This is a genomic window from Cloacibacterium normanense, from assembly GCF_002943105.1.
Lineage (GTDB): Bacteria > Bacteroidota > Bacteroidia > Flavobacteriales > Weeksellaceae > Cloacibacterium.
The window spans coordinates 90684-115790 of sequence record NZ_PTPZ01000001.1; the positions used below are offsets into that span (position 1 = coordinate 90684).

Annotated in this window: 18 protein-coding genes and 3 tRNA genes; 12 read left to right on the forward strand and 9 right to left on the reverse strand. The window is 32.4% G+C overall.

Annotated features, from left to right (window positions below):
- Window positions 1-27: 27 nt before the first annotated feature.
- Entirely contained in the window at window positions 28-1473 is a 1446-nt protein-coding gene (locus tag C3729_RS00370) for a hypothetical protein (RefSeq protein WP_104792328.1), read from the forward strand.
- Complete coding sequence (locus C3729_RS00375; protein ID WP_104792329.1) at window positions 1448-3784, forward strand: T9SS type B sorting domain-containing protein; 2337 nt, start codon at window positions 1448-1450, stop codon at window positions 3782-3784. The genes C3729_RS00370 and C3729_RS00375 overlap by 26 nt, the downstream gene beginning before the upstream one ends.
- A 35-nt stretch (window positions 3785-3819) precedes the next feature.
- Here C3729_RS00375 and C3729_RS00380 read toward each other — a convergent pair whose 3' ends face one another.
- Window positions 3820-5496, reverse strand: a complete 1677-nt coding sequence (locus C3729_RS00380; RefSeq protein ID WP_104792330.1) for a glutamine--tRNA ligase/YqeY domain fusion protein — start codon at window positions 5494-5496, stop codon at window positions 3820-3822.
- A 233-nt stretch (window positions 5497-5729) separates the two neighbouring features.
- Here C3729_RS00380 and C3729_RS00385 point away from each other — a divergent pair, with 233 nt between their 5' ends.
- The 4 genes from C3729_RS00385 to C3729_RS00400 all read left to right on the forward strand — a co-directional run bounded on the left by C3729_RS00385 (window position 5730) and on the right by C3729_RS00400 (window position 8668).
- A complete protein-coding gene (locus C3729_RS00385; RefSeq protein ID WP_104792331.1) occupies window positions 5730-6359 on the forward strand; it encodes a response regulator in 630 nt (209 codons plus the stop codon).
- A gap of 19 nt (window positions 6360-6378) precedes the next feature.
- Window positions 6379-7200, forward strand: a complete 822-nt coding sequence (locus C3729_RS00390) for a hypothetical protein (RefSeq protein WP_104792332.1) — start codon at window positions 6379-6381, stop codon at window positions 7198-7200.
- A 112-nt stretch (window positions 7201-7312) separates the two neighbouring features.
- The gene (locus C3729_RS00395; protein WP_133159924.1) at window positions 7313-7858 is read left to right on the forward strand and encodes a hypothetical protein; all 546 of its coding nucleotides are present in this window, start codon (window positions 7313-7315) and stop codon (window positions 7856-7858) included.
- Window positions 7859-7876: 18 nt separating this feature from the next.
- On the forward strand, window positions 7877-8668 hold the full coding sequence (locus C3729_RS00400; protein ID WP_260204280.1) for a sensor histidine kinase: 792 nt from the start codon (window positions 7877-7879) through the stop codon (window positions 8666-8668).
- Window positions 8669-8784: 116 nt separating this feature from the next.
- Here C3729_RS00400 and C3729_RS00405 read toward each other — a convergent pair whose 3' ends face one another.
- The 3 genes from C3729_RS00405 to fbp all read right to left on the reverse strand — a co-directional run bounded on the left by C3729_RS00405 (window position 8785) and on the right by fbp (window position 11185).
- Window positions 8785-9861, reverse strand: a complete 1077-nt coding sequence (locus C3729_RS00405) for an o-succinylbenzoate synthase (protein ID WP_104792334.1) — start codon at window positions 9859-9861, stop codon at window positions 8785-8787.
- Window positions 9862-10083 (reverse strand): PLDc N-terminal domain-containing protein, encoded by a 222-nt coding sequence (locus C3729_RS00410; protein WP_104792335.1) that lies wholly within the window; start codon window positions 10081-10083, stop codon window positions 9862-9864. It lies immediately after the preceding gene.
- Between the two features lie 85 nt (window positions 10084-10168).
- Window positions 10169-11185, reverse strand: coding sequence for a class 1 fructose-bisphosphatase (gene fbp, locus C3729_RS00415; RefSeq protein WP_104792774.1), 1017 nt, complete (start codon window positions 11183-11185; stop codon window positions 10169-10171).
- Between the two features lie 127 nt (window positions 11186-11312).
- Here fbp and C3729_RS00420 point away from each other — a divergent pair, with 127 nt between their 5' ends.
- The 4 genes from C3729_RS00420 (at window position 11313) to C3729_RS00435 (ending at window position 14718) form a co-directional block, all read left to right on the forward strand.
- Window positions 11313-12551, forward strand: a complete 1239-nt coding sequence (locus C3729_RS00420) for an aspartate kinase (RefSeq protein WP_104792336.1) — start codon at window positions 11313-11315, stop codon at window positions 12549-12551.
- Window positions 12552-12557: 6 nt separating this feature from the next.
- Window positions 12558-14372, forward strand: coding sequence for a lysophospholipid acyltransferase family protein (locus C3729_RS00425; protein ID WP_104792337.1), 1815 nt, complete (start codon window positions 12558-12560; stop codon window positions 14370-14372).
- Window positions 14373-14495: 123 nt separating this feature from the next.
- Window positions 14496-14568 (forward strand) — tRNA-Phe (locus C3729_RS00430).
- A gap of 77 nt (window positions 14569-14645) precedes the next feature.
- Window positions 14646-14718 (forward strand) — tRNA-Phe (locus tag C3729_RS00435).
- 823 nt (window positions 14719-15541) lie between these two features.
- On the opposite strand, the gene C3729_RS00440 is transcribed toward C3729_RS00435, so the two are convergent.
- Window positions 15542-15628: transfer RNA gene (locus C3729_RS00440), tRNA-Ser, on the reverse strand.
- A 23-nt stretch (window positions 15629-15651) separates the two neighbouring features.
- On the reverse strand, window positions 15652-16677 hold the full coding sequence (locus C3729_RS00445; protein ID WP_104792338.1) for an asparaginase: 1026 nt from the start codon (window positions 16675-16677) through the stop codon (window positions 15652-15654).
- 86 nt (window positions 16678-16763) lie between these two features.
- Between C3729_RS00445 and C3729_RS00450 the strand changes: the two genes are divergently transcribed.
- On the forward strand, window positions 16764-17429 hold the full coding sequence (locus C3729_RS00450; RefSeq protein WP_069799428.1) for a TrmH family RNA methyltransferase: 666 nt from the start codon (window positions 16764-16766) through the stop codon (window positions 17427-17429).
- A 115-nt stretch (window positions 17430-17544) separates the two neighbouring features.
- On the opposite strand, the gene C3729_RS00455 is transcribed toward C3729_RS00450, so the two are convergent.
- The 3 genes from C3729_RS00455 to tsaD form a co-directional block, all read right to left on the reverse strand.
- A complete protein-coding gene (locus C3729_RS00455; RefSeq protein ID WP_104792775.1) occupies window positions 17545-18243 on the reverse strand; it encodes an RsmE family RNA methyltransferase in 699 nt (232 codons plus the stop codon).
- Between the two features lie 4 nt (window positions 18244-18247).
- Window positions 18248-19129, reverse strand: coding sequence for a DUF808 domain-containing protein (locus tag C3729_RS00460; protein ID WP_104792339.1), 882 nt, complete (start codon window positions 19127-19129; stop codon window positions 18248-18250).
- A gap of 86 nt (window positions 19130-19215) precedes the next feature.
- A complete protein-coding gene (gene tsaD, locus C3729_RS00465; RefSeq protein WP_104792340.1) occupies window positions 19216-20232 on the reverse strand; it encodes a tRNA (adenosine(37)-N6)-threonylcarbamoyltransferase complex transferase subunit TsaD in 1017 nt (338 codons plus the stop codon).
- Window positions 20233-20237: 5 nt separating this feature from the next.
- Here tsaD and C3729_RS00470 point away from each other — a divergent pair, with 5 nt between their 5' ends.
- Window positions 20238-25010: a translocation/assembly module TamB gene (locus C3729_RS00470; protein WP_104792341.1), complete on the forward strand. Its 4773-nt coding sequence runs from the start codon at window positions 20238-20240 to the stop codon at window positions 25008-25010.
- The last annotated feature ends 97 nt before the right edge of the window (window positions 25011-25107 follow it).

The window sequence follows — 25107 nt, forward strand, 5'->3', positions numbered from 1 at the left end:
GAATCTGTTTTTGGAGTCTTACATGATATGTTTTTTTCTCAAGCAAATGGTTCTGAAATTAACTATGCTGTAATTGGATCAGCTCCTTTTAGAAAATTTGTAGTTAATTTTAAAAATGGTAGAATTTCTGGTTGTGATTCAGAGACTTCAACCTCACAAATTGTTTTATCCGAGGGAAGTAATAATATTGAAATTTTTGTAGAAAATAAAGCCCTTGCATGTGATCTTACAAAATTTAAAAATGCAGTTATAGGGATTAATGATGCTACAGGAGATTTAGGAATGGCTGCGCCCGGAAGAAATACAGGGATTTGGTCTGCACAAAATGAGGCTTGGCTATTTAGCCCAAATGCTGATTCTTTAACGCCAGATATTATTTGGTATTATAGTAATGGTAATATTATAGGAACGAATAAAAATCTGACGGTTTGTCCTACCAAAAATGAAACATATAAAGTAGATATCATTTACACCAATTGTAATAATGAAAAAATAATCTATTCTGATAACATAAATGTTAATTTTTCTGCAGATTATCCTCTTGTGAAAGATTACAGTAAAATATTTTGTAATAGTAATGAGCAAGTAATTTTGGCAGATTATAAAAGCTCTATTGTGACAGGGGATATTTCTTTTTTTAACTTCGAGTTTAAGGATGCAGTAACCAACCAAATTCTAAATGAAACTACACCATTTACAATATCGTCTAATCGAAATATTAAAGTTACAGTTTCTAATAAGAATGAGGCTAATTGTAAAAAAGTAGCTAATCTATCGTTTCTTTCTCAGAATATTTACAATTACCAGCCAGTAATATGTGATATTGCTAATGATGGAGTAGAAAACAATTTTTTATTAAGTAATTTAAATTCACAATTAGTAGGAACAAATTATCAAGGAACAGTTTCTTATTTCACATCTTATAATAATGCTGCCAATAATCAAAATGTAATTACAAATTATAATTTAACTAATGGAACCCAGTTCTATATAAGACTTATTCAAGGGGAATGTGTAAATGTTTTAGGACCAATAGAAATTAGATTTAACTCAGCTCCTATTGTAACTAATGCTTCACTAGATGTTGAAATGTGTGACAATAATGATGATGGAGTAGAAAATTTTAATTGGGCAGAAAACTTAAAAAATAATTTAACTACAGAACCAGGAATGTCTATAAGAGTTTTTAATTCTTATCAAGAGGCATTCACTGCGTTACCTAATCAGTTAGGACTTACTCAAATTAAGGAAGGAAATTATAGGGTGTATGCTAGAGTACAAAGTAATTCTGGCTGTTTCTCAATTGCCGAGGTTAGTATGAATGTCTCTTTTAAGTCAATTGAGGCAGTAGAAACTGTAGATTATATATGTTTTGATGGTACAGCGGATATAACAATAAATCTAACGGATTATTATAATGACATGTTAAAAAATCCTTCTGGAGAAAATGTTACTTTTTTTTGGAAGCTTTAGTTATGCACAAAGTAATTTACCATCTAGAGAGATTAATTCTATTCAGCTAATAACCGATGATGGTGATTATATTACCAAGAATTATTATGCAAGGTTTAGCAATGGAGATTGTTATACTATAAAAAGAATAAGAATAGTTCTTGTAAAACTAACTGTAAATAAAGATAAATTTGAGATCTGTGATTCTGGAAATGATGGTTTAGAAAAAATTACATTAAGCAAGTATACTCGTGATGTCAATAGTCAAAGTGGAACTAAAGTTTTATTTTATAGCACGCACTTAGAAGCAGATAATAACGCAACATCTTTCTTAAGAGTAATTGATCTTACTTCGAGTTCTACAGTGTATGCTAGAATAAGTCTGTCAGATTGTGTAAAAGTAGTCCCTATTACTTTCACTTTAGTATCTACTCCAAATATTGTTGCCGAAATTGAAAAAGAATTTCCCATTTATTGTGACAATAATGCTGATGGAAAGGAAAATATAGACCTCACAGAATTAGATGCTCAAATTAATGTAAATAATGAACAAGTAGAGTTTTCTTATTTTAAAAGCTATAATATCCAAAACGCCACCTTTTCAGATCCATATTTAGACCCTCTAAATGCAGAAGTTCAAGATGGAGATATCCTTTATGTGAAAGTTAAATATAAAAACTCCGATTGTTTTTCTGTAGCAAAAGTTAAAGTAAGAATTAAGGTCATTAATTACTTAATAAATCTATCTCCAAACGCCATTTTAAAAATATGTAACGAAGATTTTACTGCCAGCGAAACCTTCAATCTAGAAGAGGTGGTTTCTCAAATATTTGACCAAGGAAAGAATGAGATTCCGTTCTCAGATTTTGATATTACTTATTACGTAAACGAAAATTTTGCAAATCAAGGAACTTCGGCAGGGAAAATTTCTGCGCCTAACTCTTATATATCTTCCGCTGCCAATGCTTATGTTTATGCCAGATTCCAATCAAAATCATACGGATGTTATTCCGTAGCTCCAATTAATTTATTATTTGTCCTTCCGCCTAAAACTATAAATTCAGAAATTACTATTTGTGACAATAATTTAGACGAAAAGTATGATGTAAATCTGCTTGCATATAAAGATAGTATGGTTCAATATCCTAATGAGGACAATAAATTTAAATTTTATAAAGAATTTGCCGATATTAATGTTGCTGGAAAAGAAATTACAAACCCAGAAAATTTTATAGTCGAGGCTAATATTTCTAAAATTTGGGTATATGTAGAAAATTTACCTAATTGTGGAAGCTCAGCAGAAATTATATTCAAAAGAGGAAATGCTTTAAATCTTGATAAAAAACATTTTAATTTACATAACATTTGTGATACAAATAATGACAAAAAAGAACAAATAGACCTCACCATTTTTGAGAATAATTTTAGCTCATCTTTTACTTATGAATATTTTGATAAACAGTCTGATTTATGGCTAGATCAAAATAAAATTCAGAATCCAAGAGCCCATATTTTTGATGAAACTACCGGAAATTCTATTATATATGTGAAAGTTTTTCAGGAAGGTTTCTGTCCAGATTTTTATACCATAGACCTTAAGCTAAATGAAGTTCCAATTGTAAAAATAGAAGATCAGTATTATTGCAAAAATGATATAGTAGGTATAGATATAGTACCAGATGTTTCTGGATTAAATGTTGTATACTATAGTTGGAAACTTCCAGATGGAACGATGATAGAAGGAGCAGACAAAAAAGATTTAACAAATATTAAAACCTTAGGTACTTATGTTTTAACACTAACCAATTCTTCTAATTGTACCTATACTACAAGTTTTAAAATAATTAATAAAGACACTCCCAAAATTATATCTTTAACAGGTAAAAATGATTATTACACCATAAAAGCTGAGGGAATACCCGGAAGAAAAATTGTTTATTCTTTAGATTTAATTCATTGGCAAGACAGTAATGTATTCTACAATTTAAAGGTAGGTGAATATACTTTTTACGTAAAATATGCTGATTCAGATTGTTATGGTGATTCGATTAAAGGTAAGATTTTTATTTTGCAAAACGCGTTTACACCAAATGGCGATGGAATTAATGATTATTGGGTGCTATCTGGGTTAGATGTTTTCAACAATAATTCTACCTTGCAGATTTTTGATAAATACGGGAATATGGTTTACAAACAGATAAGTAATACAGAATTTAAATGGGACGGAAAAGCAAATTCTAGAGTATTAAATTCAGATGCTTATTGGTTTGTTTTAACAGCTGGAGACGAGAGAATTTATAAAGGATGGATTTATCTTAAGAATAAAAATTAATAAAAAAGCTTCATCTTATGATGAAGCTTTCTTTTTTATTGCTCTAGTTTAAAACTGTCTTTAAGTGTTACTGTTCTATTGAAAATTAATTTATTTTCTGTAGAATCTTTGTCTAGAGTATAATAACCAATTCTTTGGAATTGATAATGGTCTCCAACTTTTGCATTTTTAAGGCTTGGCTCAGCAAAACCTTGAACTTTTTTCAGAGAATCTTTGTTTACAAATTCCATGAAATCTGTTTCCTTTTCTGCATCTGGTTGTTCGTGAGTAAATAATCTGTCATAGATTCTTACTTCAATTGGTAAAGCATGTTTTGCCGAAACCCAATGAAGCGTTCCTTTTACTTTTCTCATACTTGCCTCAGTTCCGCTTCCAGATTTAGATTCTTCGTCATAAGTAGCGTAGATAGTAGTGATTTCGCTATTCTCATCTTTTTCTACTCTGTTGGCTTTAATAATGTAAGCAGATTTTAGTCTTACTTCTCCACCAATCGTTAATCTGAAGAATTTTTTCGGAGCTTCTTCCATGAAATCCTCTCTTTCGATGTAAAGTTCTCTGCTGAAAGGCACTTCTCTAGTTCCTGCGTTTTCATCTTCAGGATTGTTTTCTGTTTCTAGCCATTCTTCTTTATCTTCAGGATAATTTTCGATGATAAGTTTTACAGGATTTACCACAGACATTACTCGGGTAGAAACTTTGTTGAGATCTTCTCTTACGCAGAATTCTAGCAACTGAACATTGATGAGGTTTTCGCGTTTTGCAACGCCCACTCTGTCAATAAATTCTCTGATGGATTTCGGAGTGTAACCCAATCTTCTCATCCCAGAAATCGTAGGCATTCTAGGATCATCCCAGCCTGTTACCACACCTTCTGCTACTAATCTTTGTAATTTACGTTTAGAAGTTACCATGTAAGTAACGTTCATTCTCGCAAATTCTCTTTGTTTATTTCTTACTTTTCCATCTTCATAAACTTGGTCTAAATACCAATCATAAAGAGGTCTGTGATTTTCGAATTCTAATGAACAAAGGGAATGTGAAATTTGCTCTAAATAATCAGATTCACCATGAGCCCAATCATACATAGGATAGATTTTCCATTTTTCACCAGTTCTGTGGTGTGGTCTTTTCAGAATTCTGTACATAACAGGGTCACGCATGTTCATATTCGGTGAAGTCATGTCTATTTTAGCTCTTAGAGACATTGCACCTTCTTCGAATTCTCCGTTTTTCATTCTTTCGAATAAATCTAGAGATTCTTCTATAGGTCTATTTCTGTATGGAGATTCTATTCCTGCTTCGGTAGGATTTTTTCTTTGTTCTGTAATCACTTCAGAAGGTTGCTCATCTACATAGGCTTTTCCTTGTTTAATCATTTCTACAGCCCAATCATACAACTGCTGGAAGTAATCAGAAGCATACAACTCTTGGTCGTATTTGAAACCTAACCATTTAATATCTTCTTTGATGGCATCTACGAATTCTTGCTCTTCTTTTTCGGGATTAGTGTCGTCAAATCGTAAATTAACAGGAGCACCATATTTTTCTCCTAAACCGAAGTTAATGCAAATAGCTTTGGTATGTCCTACGTGTAAATAACCATTAGGTTCTGGTGGAAATCTAAAACGCAATTTAGATTTATCTAAACCATTTTCTAAATCATTTTCGATGATTTGTTCAATAAAATTGAGCGGTTTTTTTTCTTCTTCCATAATCAGTTCTTGAATCATGCAAATTTAAGAAAAATTATTAGGCTTCTGAATATGATAATCTGCTTTAATTATAGTAAAAAGTTGTATTTATTAGTTTTTCAAGTTATTTAAAACAATTTTAGTAATTATGTTGAGATATCTCAATAAAAAATATTATTTTTATTTCTTAATTGGAGTTATTTAACTTAAAAATTAAGCTTTTAACTAAAAATTTTCCCTTAAATTCTTTAAAAATGTCTATTAAAGTTGCCGTAGTAGAAGATGAAAAGCATTATAATAATGCTCTTAAAAAAATTATTGACAACGATTCAGAATTGGACTGTGTAGCTCAATTATATTCAGGAGCAGAATCATTAGCTTTGTTAAATAAGATAAAACCGGATGTGGTTTTGATGGATATTAAACTTCCTGATATGAGCGGTATAGAAGTGGTTTCTAGAGTTATAGATAATATGTCAGAAACCAAATTTATAATGTGTACCAGTTTTGAAGATGATGCGCATATTTATGATGCGCTAAAAACAGGAGCTTCTGGCTATCTTATCAAAGGAGAAACGATGGATAAAATTATTGCTTCCATAAAAGATGTTTACCAAGGTGGCGCACCGATGAGTTTTGGAGTTGCAAAAAGAGTTTTACAATATTTTAGAGAAGAAAAAACAATTGTGAATCAACAACTGAACGATTTGTCAAAATCCGAATTTGAAATTTTAGAACTCTTGGCAAAAGGCTATTTGTATAAAGAAATCGCAGAAATAAAACAAGTGACCATAGATACTATAAAAAAACATGTGAGCAATATTTACAAAAAACTTCATGTGAATAATAAAGTTGAAGCCATAAATATTCTTAAAAACTTATAATAATTTCTTATAACTCAGTATGAAAAAATTAATTAAATTTCCATGGTTAGCAGGTCTTTTGCTTTGTTTATTTTTAATAGCTTGTGTAGATAAAAAACAGTTACCAAAAGAGGATGTATTACTTGCTCATGTTCCTATGCCTGCGAAATTAGATTCTGCTATGCGTCACAGTTTTGATAAGGAAACCTACAAAATTCTTAAAAAATTAAATGCTAAAAATGAGAAATCTTTTAAAGTAAATAAAGAAAATTATTTGCAAATGATTGAACAGATTCCTGCTGGTGCAGATAGAGTAGCATTTAGTTTTGTACAGTTTAATAAAGATAAGTTTCCTAATCAATATCAAGAGTTGGCTCAATTTGATGGGGAACTCTATATGCTATATTATTATATGGATAAATCTGGTAAAAACATTACTGGAAGAGCCTATGCAATGTTAGATGTAAAGCAAACCATAGAAATTGATGGAAAGGATTATGAAATTATGGAGAATGATTATATAAATAACATAAAACCTCATATTGACAAAGTAGTGAAGGGTACGCAAGGAAACACTCTTAGAGTGAAAATGATGAAAGATGAACTGCTGGCTTATAAAAATAGAGCGATGACAAAGAAGAATGTAAAAAACTTTAAAATTACTCTAGCTCAGTGGGTTAATTATGAATCTATTCTCTCCAAGACAGAATCAAGTATACTTAGAAAAAAATTAAAATTATATACAGATGAAAGTGTGGGGCAAATGACCTTTATTACAGACTGCCAAAATCCTGAAGGCGGAGATGTAGAAAGTTTGTCTGGCTTTGATTTAAATCATTTTTGTCCTCAAGATTGCCCTTAATAGTATGTTATTCAAAATTTTATCTTTCATTTATGGTGTTGTAATTTTTACAGCAATGTCATATTCTATTTATCTGTGGCTCAAAAAAGGTTATACTCATAAACAAAGGTTTATGTATATATACCTTATTGCAGTTTTTTTCGTAGATGTTTTAGGGATTTATATCAGACAGGCTTTTCAAATAGATCAGTTCTATTTGTTTATGCCTTTTAATGTTTTATCTATTGTATATTTTAGTTATTTTTTTTTGGTAGATTACCAAAATAGTATAAATAAATATTTTCTTTACGGGATTTCGTTTCTTACCATGTTGGTAATAACTTATATACAATTAGAGACGCCTATTATTAAGATAGATACCCGAATATTTGTAGCTTTAGTTCTATTTTTTCTTCTTATTAGTTTACAATGGTTGCTATATATTATTAACCATATTGATGAAGAAAACATTACCCAAAAACAAGCTTTTTGGGTAAGCGTAGCTTTAATTATTTGGAGTGTTTTCGCTTTGTTTAGACTATTTCTTAATCAGTGGCTCTATGATTATGATAGAGATATTTTTTCCATTATAGCCTATTTGTTCAATATAGCAAACATTACCATGTATCTTTTTTTCATACAAGGTCTAAGGGTAATAAACAAAAAAAAGATAGCATAATTCATAAAATAGTACGTTTTGATTAGACATTTGCCAGATGCCGTTTTATTAGTTTTAATCTTTGCAATCGTTATTTTACTAATGTTTGTAGGGTTTGTTATTTTAGTAGTTATGGTATATAGAAAGAAACAAATGGTTTTTATCAAAGAAAAATTGCTCCAAAAAATAGAATATCGAAACCAAATTCTAGAAAAAGAATTAGAAATACAAAAGAAAATTCAAGAAGAAAGGGAAAGAATCTCTCATGATATGCATGATGATTTAGGTGCGGGAATCTCTGCGCTAAAACTTCAAGCAGAATTTTTAAAACAAAAAATAAACGAACAACACCTGAAAGAAGATATTAATGATTTACTTAAAACATCAGAAGAAATGAATCTTTCTATGAGAGAAATGCTCTGGAGTCTTAATTCCAATAATGATACTCTAGGCAATTTTATTCAGTATTTGACCATTTATTCCGAAAATTTTTTCAAAAAAACAAAGATTGAGATTAAGATAGATAAAAAAGTAGACCACCCTGATAAACAACTGAATGCAGAAACCAGAAGACATCTTTTTTTATGCGCCAAAGAAGCCTTAAATAATATTTACAAACACAGTCAGGCTAGAACTCTTAGCGTATTTTTTCTTTTAGAGCAAGATATTTTTACCTTAGAAATTATTGATAATGGAATTGGAATCCAAAACAAAAAGAAATCAGGAAATGGCTTATATAATATGGAGAGAAGAATGAATTCAATAGAAGGCAGTTTTAAGATAAAACCCTCTAAAAAAGGGCTGCATCTCCTCTTTCAGGTGCAACTGTAAAATTACACAAAAGTGTAATGGTATGGTAAAGTTTTCTTTTATACCTTTGTTCACGGTAGAAACAACCATGAAAACATTCTGAAAACACAAATTTAAACGCTGAAAAAATGAACGTCTTAGCAATAAGACGTTTTTTTATGCCACATTTGGTCGCCTTCTAATTGCAAATGAGTTTCAAAATTATTCGTGAAAAGTGCGCCTGTTCCCAATCCTTGAGGTAAAGGATTTTTCTTGGTGTAAGTGTATTGACAAATCGCGTTCAAACCAATATTGCTTTCTAAAGCAGAAGTAATCCACCAATCTATGCCTAAACTTTCAGCAAGGACAATCCATTCATCAGAACCCGAAAATCCGCCCACTAAAGCTGGTTTTAGGATGATGTATTGTGGTTTAATCGTCTCTAAAAGTTTCTTTTTCTCTTCAAAATCTATCACGCCGATAAGTTCCTCATCTAAAGCTATGGGAGTAGGTGTTTCTGTACATAATTTAGCCATTTCATTCCAAGGAACACAGCAATCCATTGAATTTTTTTCTGAATTTTCTTCGGACTTCGGACTTCGGACTTCGGACTTCTTTATCGGTTGTTCAATCGAATGAATTCCTAAATCTGCTAATTCTTGTAAAACCATTCTAGCTTCTTCATAAGAAAAAGCACCATTAGCATCTACTCTTAGTTCCAATTGTTCTTTCGGGAATTTTTCTCTGAGTTTTTTGATGATTTCTTTTTCAGATTTCCAATCTACCCCTATTTTTAGTTTAATACAGTCAAAACCTTTTGCTAATTTTTCTTCAATTTGAGATTGCATAAAATCTGCATTTCCCATCCAAATTAATCCGTTGATTTTAATGGAGTCTTTACCATCAGTAAAATTACTCGGAAAATACAAATCTTTGCCATGCTGAAGGTTAAGAAGAGCCTGTTCTAATCCAAAAATAATAGAAGGATAATGCAGCAGTTCTTTTTTTAAAACTTCAAAATCTGAATGGATGTTTTCGCAAAGCCAGGTGAGTTTTTCTTCATAATCAGGTACGTCATCATAACTTAATCCTCTGAAAATCGCACATTCGCCAATTCCTTTTTTGTCATTTTCAGAAATTTCTAAAAGATAAGTTTCCTTAGTGGTAAGAACTCCTCTAGAAGTTCCACTCGCTTGTTTAAAGATGAGGTTATGTTGGGTAAATTGAGCGTTCATTTAATTTGTTTTTTGTTGGCCTCCAAAAATAAAATACAGAATAGAGCCTAAAACGGGCAACAAAAGTACAATTAAAACCCAAATAATTTTATTGGTAGAATCCTTAAAGTTACTTTTTAAAATGTCAATAATGGCAAAAATCCATAAAACAGAAGGTAAAAGAATAATGAACAAAACGAAAACCAAGTGTAGAATAGACAAGGACAAAAAAGTGAGAATCATGATGATATTTTGATATAAAAATAATAAAAAAATCGTAAAATCAAGAGAGACTTTACGATTTTATAATAAGCAATTTTATAAATTTCTAAGGTTTTAAAGCTTTTGCCATAAATTCTTCGGCTTTGGTTACCATTGCAGCACTTCCGCAGAAGAAAGGTACTCTTTGGTGCAATTCTGTAGGTTCTATTTCTAGAATTCTTCTGTAGCCATCACTAGCTTTTCCGCCAGCTTGTTCTGCTAATAATGCCATTGGATTACATTCATATAATAGTCTCAGTTTTCCTTTTGGAGATTGCGACGTAGAAGGATAGATGTAAATTCCTCCTTTAATCATATTTCTGTGAAAATCTGAAACCAATGAACCAATATATCGAGAAGTATAAGGTCTGTCTCCTTCTTCTAACTGACAATACTTAATGTAATCTTTCACACCTTGAGGGAATTTAATGTAATTCCCTTCGTTAATGGAATAAATTTTTCCCATTGTTGGGAATTTCATATTCGGGTGAGAAAGGTAATACGTACCAATAGATGGGTCTAAAGTGAATCCATTCACACCATTTCCTGTAGTGTATACAATCATGGTAGAACTTCCGTAAACTACATAACCTGCTGCAACTTGTTTTACGCCTTTTTGTAAAAAATCTTTCAGTTGAACAGGTGTTCCAGGCTCCGTAACACGTCTGTAGATAGAGAAAATGGTTCCTACTGAAACATTTACATCAATATTAGATGAACCATCTAGTGGATCAATCAAAACCACATATTTATTAAGGTGAGCGTTACTTGTCGCTTTAATTTCTATAAAATCATCACTTTCTTCAGAGGCAATTCCGCAGACTACTTCACGCTGAGAAAGGGCTTCTATAAAAAGATTATTGGCTAAAACATCTAGTTTTTGTTGGTCTTCACCTTGTACATTCTGGTTTCCGGCATGACCGATGATTTCTGCGATTCCCGCCTTGTTTACTTCTCTATTTACTACTTTAGAAGCCAATCTGATGGCGCTCAAAAGTCTAGAGAGTTCCCCCGTAGAATATTTAAAATCGTCTTGTTTGTCAATGATAAATTCACCTAAAGTTTGAAAAGTTTGTTCAGACATTTTTTTGGTATTTGCTTGTTTGTAAATTTCGTAATTTTTAGTCATATTTCCCAAAAAATATTCAATTGATTCATATGGAAATAATTTAATAAATTTGAAGGTTTGAATTGATTTTAGATAAAAGAAGATGAAAATTTTTAAATTCGGAGGAGCATCAGTAAAAGATGCGGAGAGTGTAAAGAATGTAGCGAAAGTGTTAAATTCGCAAGGTTTTGAAAAATGCCTATTAGTAGTTTCTGCCATGGGAAAAACTACCAACGCATTAGAAAAAGTAGTAGAATACTATTTTAAGAAGGAAGATTACCAAAATGAGGTAGAAAAAATAAAACAATCTCACTTAGAAATTACCAAAGGTCTTTTTGCCGAAAATCATATAATTTTTGGCGAAGTAGCTTTGTTTTTTGATGATTTAGAAGCTTTTTTGAGAAGAAATAAATCGCCAAATTACAATTTTGTGTATGATCAAGTGGTGAGTTGTGGTGAAATGATTTCGTCTAAAATTCTCAGTGAGTACCTTAATGATATTAATTTTAGCAATTCTTGGTTAGATGCTAGAGATTACATTAAAACAGATGATACGTACAGAGAAGGCGTAGTGAACTGGCAAGAAACCGAGAAAAACATCAGCAATCTAGACCAGAATCAATCCTATGTTACACAAGGTTTCATCGGTTCAGAAGCCAATAATTTTACTGTAACTTTGGGAAGAGAAGGTTCAGATTACTCTGCGGCGATATTTGCGTATTGTTTAAATGCAGAAGCCATGACCATTTGGAAAGATGTTCCGGGTGTGATGACAGGTGACCCTAGAAAATTTGAAAACGTAACCTTGCTTTCTAATATTTCTTACGAAGAAGCCATAGAAATGGCATATTACGGAGCTTCGGTAATTCACCCGAAAACCTTACAACCGCTGAAACAAAAGCACATTCCTTTTTATGTGAAATCTTTTGTTGAGCCAGAAAAACCAGGAACTAAAGTAGGAAATTCTGATGTAAACCAAAGCGAAGAAAGTTATATTTTGAAAGAAAATCAAGTGTTAATGAACATTTCTACGAGAGACTTTTCTTTCATTGCAGAAGACCATATCAGTCAGATTTTTAATCTTTTGGCAAAACATAAAATCAAAGTTTCTATGATGCAGAACTCTGCGATTTCTTTGGCGCTTTGTCTGGAAGATAAATTTGGGAAAATTGATGAGGTTAATCAATCCTTGACTCAACAATTCAGTACAGATGTAGTGAAAAATGTTTCGCTCTACACGGTAAGAAATGCCAATATGGACGAGCTTTCTAATTTCTATGCTGACAAAAAAATCCTTTTAGAACAAATTTCAAAAAACACAGTACAAATCGTTACGCAATAACCAACCATGAGCCTCATTTCTAAACAAGATTTTATCAAAGCAGCAGGATTGCAGAAATTCGGATTTATTAAAAGTCCGATTGCTTCTACCATTATGGGACTTACCAGATTGAATGATGTCAATAGATTGTATGACAGCATAAAACACCATGATGGAGTAGCTTTTTTTGATGCTTTTCTCAAAAAATTAGAAATCCAATATGTAGCCTTCGAAGAAGATTTGGCTAAAATCCCTAAAACAGGACCTTTCATTTTGGTAGCCAATCATCCTCTAGGAGCGATAGATGGGATTCTAATGTGTAAAATCCTTACAGAAATTAGACCTGATTTTAAAATCATGGGTAATTTTCTTTTGCAGAAAATAGAGCCTATGAAAGATTATGTGATTCCTGTGAATCCTTTTGAAACCAGAAAAGAAGCATACAGCAGTATTTCTGGAATGCGTGATACATTGAAACACCTTCAGGAAGGCGGTTGTATCGGGATTTTTCCTGCGGGAGAAGTGTCGAATCGCAATAATGTTTTTGATGAAGTTCTGGATAAAGAATGGGAAATTCCAGCGCTTAAATTGATAAAAAAAGCTAAGGTTCCAGTGGTTCCGATGTATTTCCATACCAAGAATTCGAGCAAGTTTTATAGCATTGCCAAAATTCATGCAGATTTACAAACGCTCTTGCTTCCTTCTGAAATGATGAAGAAAAGAGACAAGCCCATTAGAATTAGAATAGGAAAGCCTGTTTCGCCAAAAATCCAAGAAGAATATGAATCGGTGAAAGAATTAGGCGATTTCCTGAGAAAGAAAGTCTACATGATGAAGTCTTACTATGAAAGGAGAAAATCCATTGCGGAGCTCTTTAAACTGTCTAATTTGCCGATTAAATTTCCGCTGAAATCTGGACAAGAAGTGATTCAGAATATCATAGACGAAACACCTCATGAAGACATTCTAAAAGATATAGAAAATCTTAAAAAGAAAGATAAACTCTTATTTTCCAACTCTAATTACGAAGTGTATTTCACCGAATATGACGAAATCCCTTCAATGATGAGAGAAATCGGAAGACAGCGTGAGTTAACCTTTCGTGCAATAGGAGAGGGGACCAATCTGCCTTTTGATTTAGATGAGTATGATAAGCATTACCATCACCTCATTCTTTGGGATAATAGTGCTCAAAAAATCGCTGGAGCGTATAGAATGGCTTTAGGTGCTCAAGTCATGAAAAAATATGGAATTAATGGCTTTTATACCAGTTCGTTATTTGAGTTTGACCAAGAAATACAGCCATTCTTTAGAAAAGTGATAGAAATGGGGCGTGCTTATGTAAATTTGGAATATCAGCAAAAACCATTACCACTGTTCTTATTATGGAGAGGAATTGTGCATGTTTGCCTCAAAAATCCTGAACATAAATTCTTAATGGGTGGAGTAAGCATCAGTAATAAATTCTCAGATTTTTCTAAATCTTTGATGATTGAGTTTATGCGTTCTCATTATTATGATTCTGTGGTTGCGCAATACGTGCATCCTAAAAACGATTTTAAGGTAAAACTAAAAGTAAAGGAAAAACACCTCTTTTTTGAAGGTTTAGATAATGATTTGAATAAGTTTGATAAACTTATCGATGATTTAGAGCCGGAAATGAGAATGCCCGTTTTAATTAAAAAATACATCAAGCAAAATGCTAAGGTTATCGCATTTAATGTAGACCCTAATTTCAATGATGCGATAGATGGACTCATGTATATCAGAATAAGTGACCTTCCAGAAAGTACGATTAAGCCCGTTTTAGAAGAAATGAGCGAACAATTAAAAGAAAGTTAAAAAATAATTAACTTGAAAATCAATTGTTTTAGTGTTTGGTTAAAATTTAAAGAGTAAATATTTGCATTGTATATAAAAAGTGTTTAATTTTGCACAACTTAAAAACTAAGACAAAAGAAAATTGGTTTCTTAGCTCAGTTGGTAGAGCAACGGACTGAAAATCCGTGTGTCCCTGGTTCGATTCCTGGAGAAACCACTTATATTTTTCAATTTGCCCTTAAATTTTTAAAAATTTAAGGGTTTTTATTGGAAGTTTTTATTTTAAATCATTTAGGTTTCTTAGCTCAGTTGGTAGAGCAACGGACTGAAAATCCGTGTGTCCCTGGTTCGATTCCTGGAGAAACCACGTTGAAATGTTTAATTTCAAGCAATTGCCCTTAAATCGTAAGATTTAGGGGCTTTTTGTTTTTATTAGATATCAAATAATATCAATTTTTCTCAGTTAGTGAGGTGACTTATTCGGTTACCTCTAAATTTTTTAACATACAAGTAACCGAATTCTCTAGAAAAGTCCATGAATAAGCTTGTTTCATTTTTGAACATCTTGTAAAAAAGGGCACTTTAAATTTATTTTAATCTTTAAAGTCAGCAGTATGAATGAAAAAGTTTCGGTATTATTCTATCCTAAGAAAATTAATTTTAAGAGTAATAGCCGTTATTTCCCTGCAAGAGTTTAATAATTCATTGTAACATTGTAGAATTTTTAATTGCAAATTGTTCAAAAATGAATTGATCGTTTTTGAATGTATTTCACCTCCTGAAACTTTTCCTGAATTGGAGTTCCAAGATGAAGTACGAATTATTTGTCCCGTGGAAATTTCGGCAGCTGTCCTTTAATGGTAATAAGCAAGTAAATTGTAGAAAATTCGGTATTGCCTTTTGTTTTCTTGGCGTAGAAAAGTAAATTGTAGTGGTTCATGTGTGGTGATATTTAAGGGTTATAAATTTATTTTTGACCCTAAGAACCTACAAGATGTTCAATTATTGAAATGGCTTTCTATAAGCACTTTCAAGAGAGATAGGTGAGTACTTTTGTGATTTTTTGATACTCACCTAATTACACCTTTACAGATTGAATATTTTTAGTTATTTATGATATTACATAAAACAAAAAAACCCTTTAAAACGTACATTTTAAAGGGTTTTAATGAAATTTGTATTTCGTATTGCAGAAAGGAAGGGATTCGAACCCTCGATACAGTTACCCGTATACTACCTTTCCAGGGTAGCTCCTTCAACCACTCGGACACCTTTCTTTTTCAGATGGCAAAGGTAGAATTTATTCTTCAATTTCCGAAATTTCTCCGCGCAGATTTTTCTTAAAATTTTCTGCAAAATTTCCTGAATAATTCGGGTTATCGATTAAATGCATAGCTTTTGCCAAGGCACTTTCGGCAGTGATGTCATGACCGCTTATTGCGCCTATCTTTTTGAAAATGTTACTGTTATTGTATTTCCCTATGCTTATTCCACCAGAAACACATTGAGAAATCACCACGATTTCAGTTCCGTTATTTCTGATTTTTTGAAGCACTTCTTCCGTTTTTTTATTGCTGAAAATCGTTCCAGAACCGAAAACTTGAAGAATTAAAACCTTGATTTTAGGAATTTGAGGCAAACTTTCTAAATTGATTCCAGGGAAAATTCTCCACAAAAGAATGCTGTCATTCAAATGTAAATCCACCGAAAAATCTTCTTGATAAGGCGTTCTGTACAGCATGGCTTCTTCCACCTTCAAGTGAACACCAGATTCTCCTAAAATAGGGTAGTTTGGACTGATAAATGCATCGAAATTCTCAGCAGAATATTTTAAACAACGGTTTCCTCTCAATAGTTTATATTCGAAATAGAGCGCTACTTCTTGTACCACCGCTTCATCATTTTGATATAAACTCGCATAATAAAGACTAGTAAGCAAATTTTCTTTGGCATCAGTTCTTAAATCCCCGATTGGCAATTGCGAACCCGTCAAAATCACAGGTTTTCTTAAATTTTTAAGCATGAAACTCAGTGCAGAAGCAGTATAAGCCATCGTATCTGTTCCGTGAAGAATCAAAAATCCATCAAAACTGTGGTAATTTTTCTCAATCAGTTGTGCGATTTCCTTCCATTCTTCTGGTCCTACATCTGATGAATCCAATGGTTCTGAAAACTGATGAACGCTTACCTCGCATTCCAGCAGATTCATCTCTGGGATTTTATTGAAAATATGATTGAAATCAAAAGCGCGAAGACTATTGGTTTCATAATCTTTCTCCATTCCGATGGTTCCGCCTGTGTATATGATGAGGACTTTTCTTTTCATGTAAAATTTTCTTTTTTGTAGAATTTTTCAGACTTTAAAGTTAAAAATTTAAAGTTAATTTCTAAAATATTTTGCAATTTTGCCAAATGATTCCTAAAAACAGACTTCAAGAAACTTTTGATTATCTAAAACAATTTCTTACCGATGAAAGATTGAGCAAAATAGAGCATTTTTCTCAGGAGAGTTCAGATTTTGTACTTCCCGTGATGGAAGATGTGTATCAGTTCCGTAATGCAGCAGCAATTGTAAGAAGTGTGGAAGCCTGCGGTTTTCATCATGTGGTTGCTTTGGAAGAAGAAAATGTTTTCAACCCAAATTTGAAGGTGACGAAAGGTGCAGAAACTTGGGTGAAAGTTGAAAAAATGCCCAATAATTTAGATTCTTTGAAGGAAATCAAAAACAGAGGTTATAAAATTTTGGCGGTTTCTCCAGAAAATAACGCGACCATGTTGCCCGATTACGAAGTAAAAGAGCCGATTGCATTGGTTTTTGGGACTGAATTGGAAGGCGTTTCTGATGAAATTTTAGATTTTGCAGACGAAACTTTGGCCATTCCCATGTATGGTTTTACGAAAAGTTTTAATGTTTCTGTTGCCGCCGCAATTTGTATGTACGAATTGAAGCAAAAACTCATGAAATCTGGAATTGATTATAAATTGTCCGAAGAAAAATTACTAGAAATGAAAATCAGATGGACAGTAAATTCCATCAGAAGCGGAGAAGAACTTTTGGAAAGGTTTTTGAAAGGTTAGTCCCGCAGATTACACTGATGAAATATCAATAATTCTCCGCTAAAGAGAATTTGCTAAATCTGCTGAATCAGCGAGAAAATTTTTAAAATTCACTTTTTCCGAAGGAAAAAATTGACTATTCACTTATTGACTTATAGTAATTCCACGCAGCTACGAAAATCCCTGCGGTTTCTGTTCTCAATCTTTGGTGTCCCAGTGAAACAGCTTTAATGCCTTTTTCGGCTAACATTTTAATTTCTTTTTCAGAAAAATCACCTTCTGGACCAATCAGAAAAGTAGGGTTGGTCAATTCTGGAATTTCGCTAAGGTTGATGCGTTCAAAAGCAACATCACAATGCGCCACAAAAGTCATTTCCGGATTTACATTTTTAATAAAATCTGAAAGTTTTGTAATATCATTAATTTTTGGGAAGAAGAATCTTAAACTTTGTTTAGAGGCTGCAACAGCTTGTTTTCTGAGTTTTTCGATGTTCAGGTTTTTACGTTCTGTTTTTTCAGTATTCAGAATGGTAATTTCGGAAATACCCATTTCTGTTGCTTTTTCAACAAAAAATTCAATTCTGTCGATATTTTTGGTAGGTGCAATCGCAATATGCAATTGTCTGGTGAGTTTTGGGAAATATTCTTGAACTTCCGTAACGTTCAGACTGACTTTTTTCCCTTCAAAAACGAGGTTTCCTTTGGCGAGATTTCCTTTTCCGTCTGTCACAAAGATTTCTTCGCCTTCTTTCATACGAAGAACTTTCACAATGTGCTGTTGCTCTTCGTCATTAATTTTTACATCTGGAATAATTTCGCCAAAGAAAAGTTTCATTTTATTATTTTTTGAACAGTGAAATGATTTTTTTGCCAATTGTAATCAAAATTACCATCAATAAACCGCCAATAATTCCAGCGCCAAATTCATTGACAATAGCAGGAGTAGGTAAATTTTCAACCAAATGATGTAAATATTCTACATTGTGTAGGAAAATTCCTCCAGCTACTAAAATTAAAGCAATAGTACCTACTACTCCTAAAATTTTAATTACCCAAGGTAACATATTGATAAGCAATTGACCAATATTAAATAAAATTCCGCCTTCTTTTTTAGATTTTTTTTGCAGTTTGTATCCAGCATCGTCCATTCTTACAATTAAAGCTACAATTCCGTAAACTCCAATTGTAGCGATGATTGAAACGACTGTAACGGTTAGAATTTGGTTAAGAAGCGGTTGGTCTAATACAGAACCTAAAGCAATAATTACAATTTCTAAAGACAAAATAAAATCAGTAGTGATAGCAGATTTTACTTTTGCTTTTTCTGCAGCGATAGGATCATCCATCACATCTAAAGCTTCTTCGTGTTCTGTTTTGTGGTCATTTTTATGAAAGAAAAATTCTATAATTTTTTCGGCACCTTCATAAGCCAAATATAAACCACCAATCACCAAAATGATTTTGATGGCTGCAGGAAATAACCAGTTTAACCCAAAAATAATGGGTAAAATAATCAATTTGTTAAGAAATGAACCTTTGGTAATTGCCCAAAGTACAGGTAATTCTCTAGAAGAAAGGAAGCCTGTCGCTTTTTCGGCGTTTACAGCCAAGTCGTCTCCTAAAATTCCTGCTGTTTTTTTGGTTGCCAGTTTACTAGCAACTGCTACATCGTCCATCAATGCAGCGATATCATCTAAAATTGCAAAAAAGCCTGAAGCCATAATTGTTTAGTTATGAGTTAAAAGTTATGAGTTTGTTTAAAAATTTAAAATTACGATATATTATTATTTTTCATCATCCAACATCCTTACATATCGTATCTCGCAGTTGCGCTGGTTCTTAAATCTGTAAATTCTCCACATTCGAATTTCAGTTTTGCAACCATGGCAATCATTGCTGCATTGTCTGTAGTGTATTCAAATTTCGGGATGTAAACGTTCCAGCCTAATTTTTCTACATTATTCTGCATAGCTTCTCTCAAACCAGAATTTGCAGAAACGCCACCTGCAATCGCTACTTCTTTTACATCGTAATCTTTGGCAGCCTTTTCTAATTTTTTCATGAGAACATCAATAATGGTTTTTTGAACAGAAGCACAAAGATTTTCTACATTTTCTTGAATGAAATTCGGATTTTCTTTCAGTTGTTTTTGAAGAAAATATAAAACCGAAGTTTTAATTCCGCTGAATGAATAATCGTAGTTTTCGAGTTTAGGTTTTCCAAAAGTAAAAGCATCTGGATTTCCTAATTTAGCGAGTTTATCGATAATTGGACCTGCAGGATAATCAAGGCCCATGATTTTTCCGATTTTGTCAAAAGCTTCACCAGCTGCATCATCAATGGTTTTCCCGATGATTTCCATATCGAAGTAATCTTTCACCAAAACAATCATGGTGTGTCCCCCAGAAACGGTAAGACAGAGAAATGGAAATTTAGGTGGCATCGGATTTGCATCTTCGATAAAGTGACAAAGAATATGTGCCTGAAGATGGTTAACTTCAATCAATGGAACATCTAAACTCATCGCCAAAGATTTGGCAAAAGACGTTCCTACAAGCAGAGAACCTAAAAGTCCAGGTCCGCGAGTAAATCCTATGGCAGAAATATCTTTTTGTTGTATATTTGCTTTAGTGAAGGATTTTTCCACAACGGGAATAATGTTTTGTTGGTGGGCTCTAGAAGCCAATTCTGGAACTACGCCACCATATTCTTGGTGTACCGTTTGATTCGCAGCTATATTAGAAAGGATTTTATTTCCGTTAATAATGGCAGCAGAAGTATCATCACAAGAAGATTCTATTCCTAAAATAATTGGTTCATTCATAATTAATGGCAAATTTAGAAAATAATAACTCCGAAAACAACAAACCAATTTCAGAAAAAGTTGGTGAAAAAATAACTGATGTTGCAGAAGGCGTAAAACACACTATAGAACATCCTGTAGAAGCCGCCAAAGAAACTGTAGCTCAGGCTGTAGAAGATGTGCAAAAGTTTTCTTGGTGGGGCAAATTGTTTCTTTGGTTTGCCGCAATTGCATCTTTTTTATTTCTTACCTTTTTAATTATTATCAATCTTCCTGCAACTAAGGATTATGCAGCTAGTAGAGCTTTAGGATTTTTGGAAGATGATTTTGGAGTGAAAATTTCCAAAGAAAAAGTAGAAGTGAATATTCTGGGAGATGTTATTATTCATGGTCTTAGAATAAAGGACGACAGAAGTAATGATTTAATCTTTGCCAAGCAATTTAGAGCAGATTCTGACTGGTTATCAATCTTGAAAATTGGAAAATCTAGACAACTTGATTTCTCTACGTTGACGCTTTCTGAAGCAGATGTAAAAGTGGTGACTTACAAAGGTGATTCTATTGATAATTTTAACAGATTTATTTCCAAATTTGATAGTGGAAAACCAAGTGATCCTAAAAAACCACCTTTCAAACTCAATTCTAGAGTAGTTATTTTAAATTCTAAAATTTCTATCATCAATCAAAATCACGATGGGGACGAAGGAAAATGGCTACAAGCAGAAAATGTAAATCTTATTGCACCACATCTTAATATTTCTGGACCAGATATTTCTGCTAGAATTAATAATCTTAGTTTTAAGACCAAAAGATGGGGGAAAGTACACACTTTAGATACTTTTTCTACAGATTTCTCGATGTCTAAAGAATTTTTGAGTTTAAAGGATTTAACACTTTATACCGATCATTCGCTTTTACAAGGTGACCTTACTTTTCATTTAGATAAAGAAACCAAGTGGCAAGATTTCAATAATAAAGTGAATTGGGAAATGAAAATGAAGCGCGGAAGTGCTGTTTCAGGCTATGATATTTCCTATTTTGCTACTAAATGGGATAATTATACCGCCATCAATCTTTCGGGAGAGATGAATGGACCCCTGAATAATTTCAGACTCAGTGATTTCCTTTTATCAGGAGAAAATGTAAATATTTATACACAAAATACTAAGTTTAAAGATTTATTGAAAGGGAATTTCAATATTGTAACCAATAATATTTCTACCAATTTTACTTATCCTGCGCTTCGAGCGATGGTTCCGAGTTTCGTAGCCAATAAAATGAAGAATTTCGCAGATCCTTTCGGAAGAATTCAATACAAAGGTGCGGTAGATGTTACGCCAAAAAGAGTGATTGCCAAAGGAAATGCCATTACAACTATTGGTAGAGCCAATGCAGATATTATTTTGTCTGATATTGACCAGCAAAATCCTCGATATGTTGGTGTTTTAGATGTGAAAGATTTCAATACTTCTGCGATTACTAAAAACAATGCGGTAGGTTTAATTTCGGGGAGATTTAATGTAGATGGGAGAGGTTTTGATGTCAATACATTGACTTTAAGAACCAAATCTAATATTTCTAAAATTGATATCACAGGAAAAACCATTAATAATCTGTATCTAGACGGAACACTTAATCAAAAACAATATAACGGAATTATCACCATCAATGATGAAGAAGCAAAAGGAAAAATAACTGGAAAAATTGACTTTTCTACGCCAAGACTTTTTGCGGATATCAAAGGAAATATAGATTATCTTAATTTAAGTTATTTTGGAGTTCAAGGTAACGGAAAATCAGTTTTCAGTGGAAACATTGATGGAAAATTAGCATTCAAAGATTTGAATGATATGAATCTTGATGCGCAGCTCAATAATGTAATTTTCTATGCAGGTGACCAAAAAATAGACGTTCCGAATGGTAGCGTAAAAGCCTACTTCGAAAACGGAAACAGAATTGTAAATGCAGATATTCCGAATGTGGTAAAAGGAAACATTTCTGGAAAATATAATTTGGGAGATTTAGGAAAAATGTTCCAAAATGGTTTTGATAAAATTTTGGTCGGAAATCCACAAAGAAGATTGTACAAAGGTCAACAGTTTACCTATAATTTTGATGTAAGTCAAAAACTGGTGAATTATTTTGAACCGAATTTAAAAATTCCAGAAGGTGCGAAAATTGACGGTTCGTATAACGGAAACACCAATGATTTAGTGCTGAATCTTAATTCGACTTCACTAAAATATATTTTGACTAAAAAACAAGAAATTTCTCAAGCAGATAGACTTTTGGCGCAAGCAAATCCAGAATATAAACTAGACGAAAACAAGGTAACCAAAGATTCTGCGATGATTAATAATGTAATCATCAGAATCAATACAGCAAATCCTTCTGAACAGATTTTTGCCAATATTGGTAGAGTAGAATACAGCAAAAATGTATTGAGAGACGTTATGCTTACTGGTAGAAACGAAAACAATACCTTGCTTCATTTGGCTGCGAATTTCAAACTGGGAACATTAGAAGATGAAGAAAAGGAAACCTTGAAATCTTATGCTATTAACATCAATCAAGGAGTTGATGCAAATGGTGATTACGTAATGAGATTCGAGCCGACAGAACTGAAGCTTAACAATTTTACTTGGAATGTAGACACTTCTCCAGAACTCAATCATAGCATTACTTATCGTAAAAAAACGGGAGATTTTCTCATTAAAAATCTACGATTGTATTCTGAGGAAAGCGAATTATTTGTAAAGGAAGCGACTTTTAAAGATGCCAAAGATTTCACCGCAGATATAGATGTGAAAAATGTAGAAATTTCTAAAATTATAGACTTATTACCGAGCCAAAAAGGAAATCTTGACCTAAAAGGGATTGCCAATGGAAACATACAGTTGAAAATGAGCAAAACCAGCTTCGAACCTTTGGTTGATTTAGAAGTTAAAGATATTTTCTTAAGCGGAAAACAGTTGGGAGATATGGTAATTTCTGCGAAAAATAGTGCTCAACCTAATATTTTTGACATTAATGCAAAAATCCTTTCTTCTGAATTTTTAGGAAAAAATCAATTAGAAGTTACGGGAACTATAGATAATAATACCACTTCTCCTACATTAAATTTGACTGCAGATTTGCAAGAATTTAATCTTGGGTTTGTGCAAGCATTTGTGACTAATATTTTCTCTAATTTCCGTGGGAAAGCAACTGGAGTTGTTTCGATTAATGGTCCTATGAATGATATTAATTACGGCGGAGATATTGCTTTAAAGGATTTTGGTCTGAAAGTTAATTTTAACGGAGTAGATTATACTTTTGCTGATGCTACAGTCTTATTGCAAAACGGAAACATCTTAGTTACTGAACCTGTAAAAATTAAGGATGGAAGAAATAATTCTTCGGGAACGCTTTCATTGGCGCAAATTAATTTGAGTAATCTTTCTAATATTGGAGCCAACGTCTTAATTACTTCGGATAATTTGATGCTTTTAGATACTAAACAAAGCGATTTTGATTTGTTTTGGGGTAAAATTTATGGAAAAGGTGACTTGTATGTAGGTTTTGATAATGGAAAACTCAGTATTACTGCGGGTAAAGATACACCAACAGATTCAGAGCCTTTCCAAATTTTGAATAACAGTATTTTTACCTTAAATAGTAATACCACCTCTTCTGTAGATGAGTTTAAAATGCTCAGATTCTTAAAAGAAGACAAAACGGGTGTGGTAAGTATAGGTGAAGGAACAAAAAAAGGAGTAAATATGGATATTAACCTTCTTTTGAGTGTTGACAAAGGTTCTACTGTAAGTGTTTTGGTGGGAGATGATATCGGAGATATTGTGGTGAGAGGAGATTCAGATAAATTAAAATTTGTCATGAAACCAAATGGAAGAATTTCTCTTGACGGAACATATTCTGTGGAAAACGGAACATATATTTCTAAAGCAATTCTAGAAAAAACTTTCCAAATTGATAAATTTAGCAGCATTTCTTGGGATGGAGATCCATTTAATCCAGCATTAAATATTACAGCAAATTATTACAGAACAGTTTCTAATGCTACAGAATATTTAGGAGTTGGTAATTTGCCACCGATTAATGTAATGCTTCAAACGAAAATTACCCAAAATCTTAGAAATCCTAAAATTGAGTTTGATGTTCAAGCTCCAGATGTTTCTTCACAAGTAAAAGAAGCTTTGACGGTAAGAATGAGCAATAACGACGAAAAAACCTTACAGTTTGGTTCTGTATTGCTTCTTAATAATTTCAATACTTCTAGTACAGGTGGATTTGGAAATATCAATATCGGGAATGTGGGTTCTGATTTGGGGTATAATTTGGTTTTAAAACAATTGGGCAACGTAATCAATACGATTAGTGAGCAGTTCCAAATTGACTTAAATTACATCAAAGGTGACCAAGCTTCTAATACTGCAGATAGAGCCAATATTGGTGGTAATTTTATTCTTTCGCCAAGAGTTACACTGAAAACTGGTTTTGGAATTCCTGTTGCTAAAACAGATAATATGTCTGGAAATTATCTTTCTGGAGAAGGAATTATAGAATATGATGTGTCTAAGAAAAATGATGGTTCATTAATCCTTAGAGCTTATTCTAAGCCTTCTAACTTAGGTTTAGGAAACACATTTACTTCAACTGCAAACCAAACCTATGGAGCTGGTGTAGTGTATAGTAAAAGCTTTAATAATCTTTTCAAAAAGAAAAATAAAGTGAAAGATTCTTTAAAGAATTCTAATAAAAATAAACCCGAAACTATTAAAATTGATTCTGCTAAGTAATAGATTTTTAGAAATTTTCTGATAAAAATCAATGTTTTTTTGTCAAAATAATATTTTATCATTTCAATTAAATTTCATAAATTTGCAAAAAAAGATA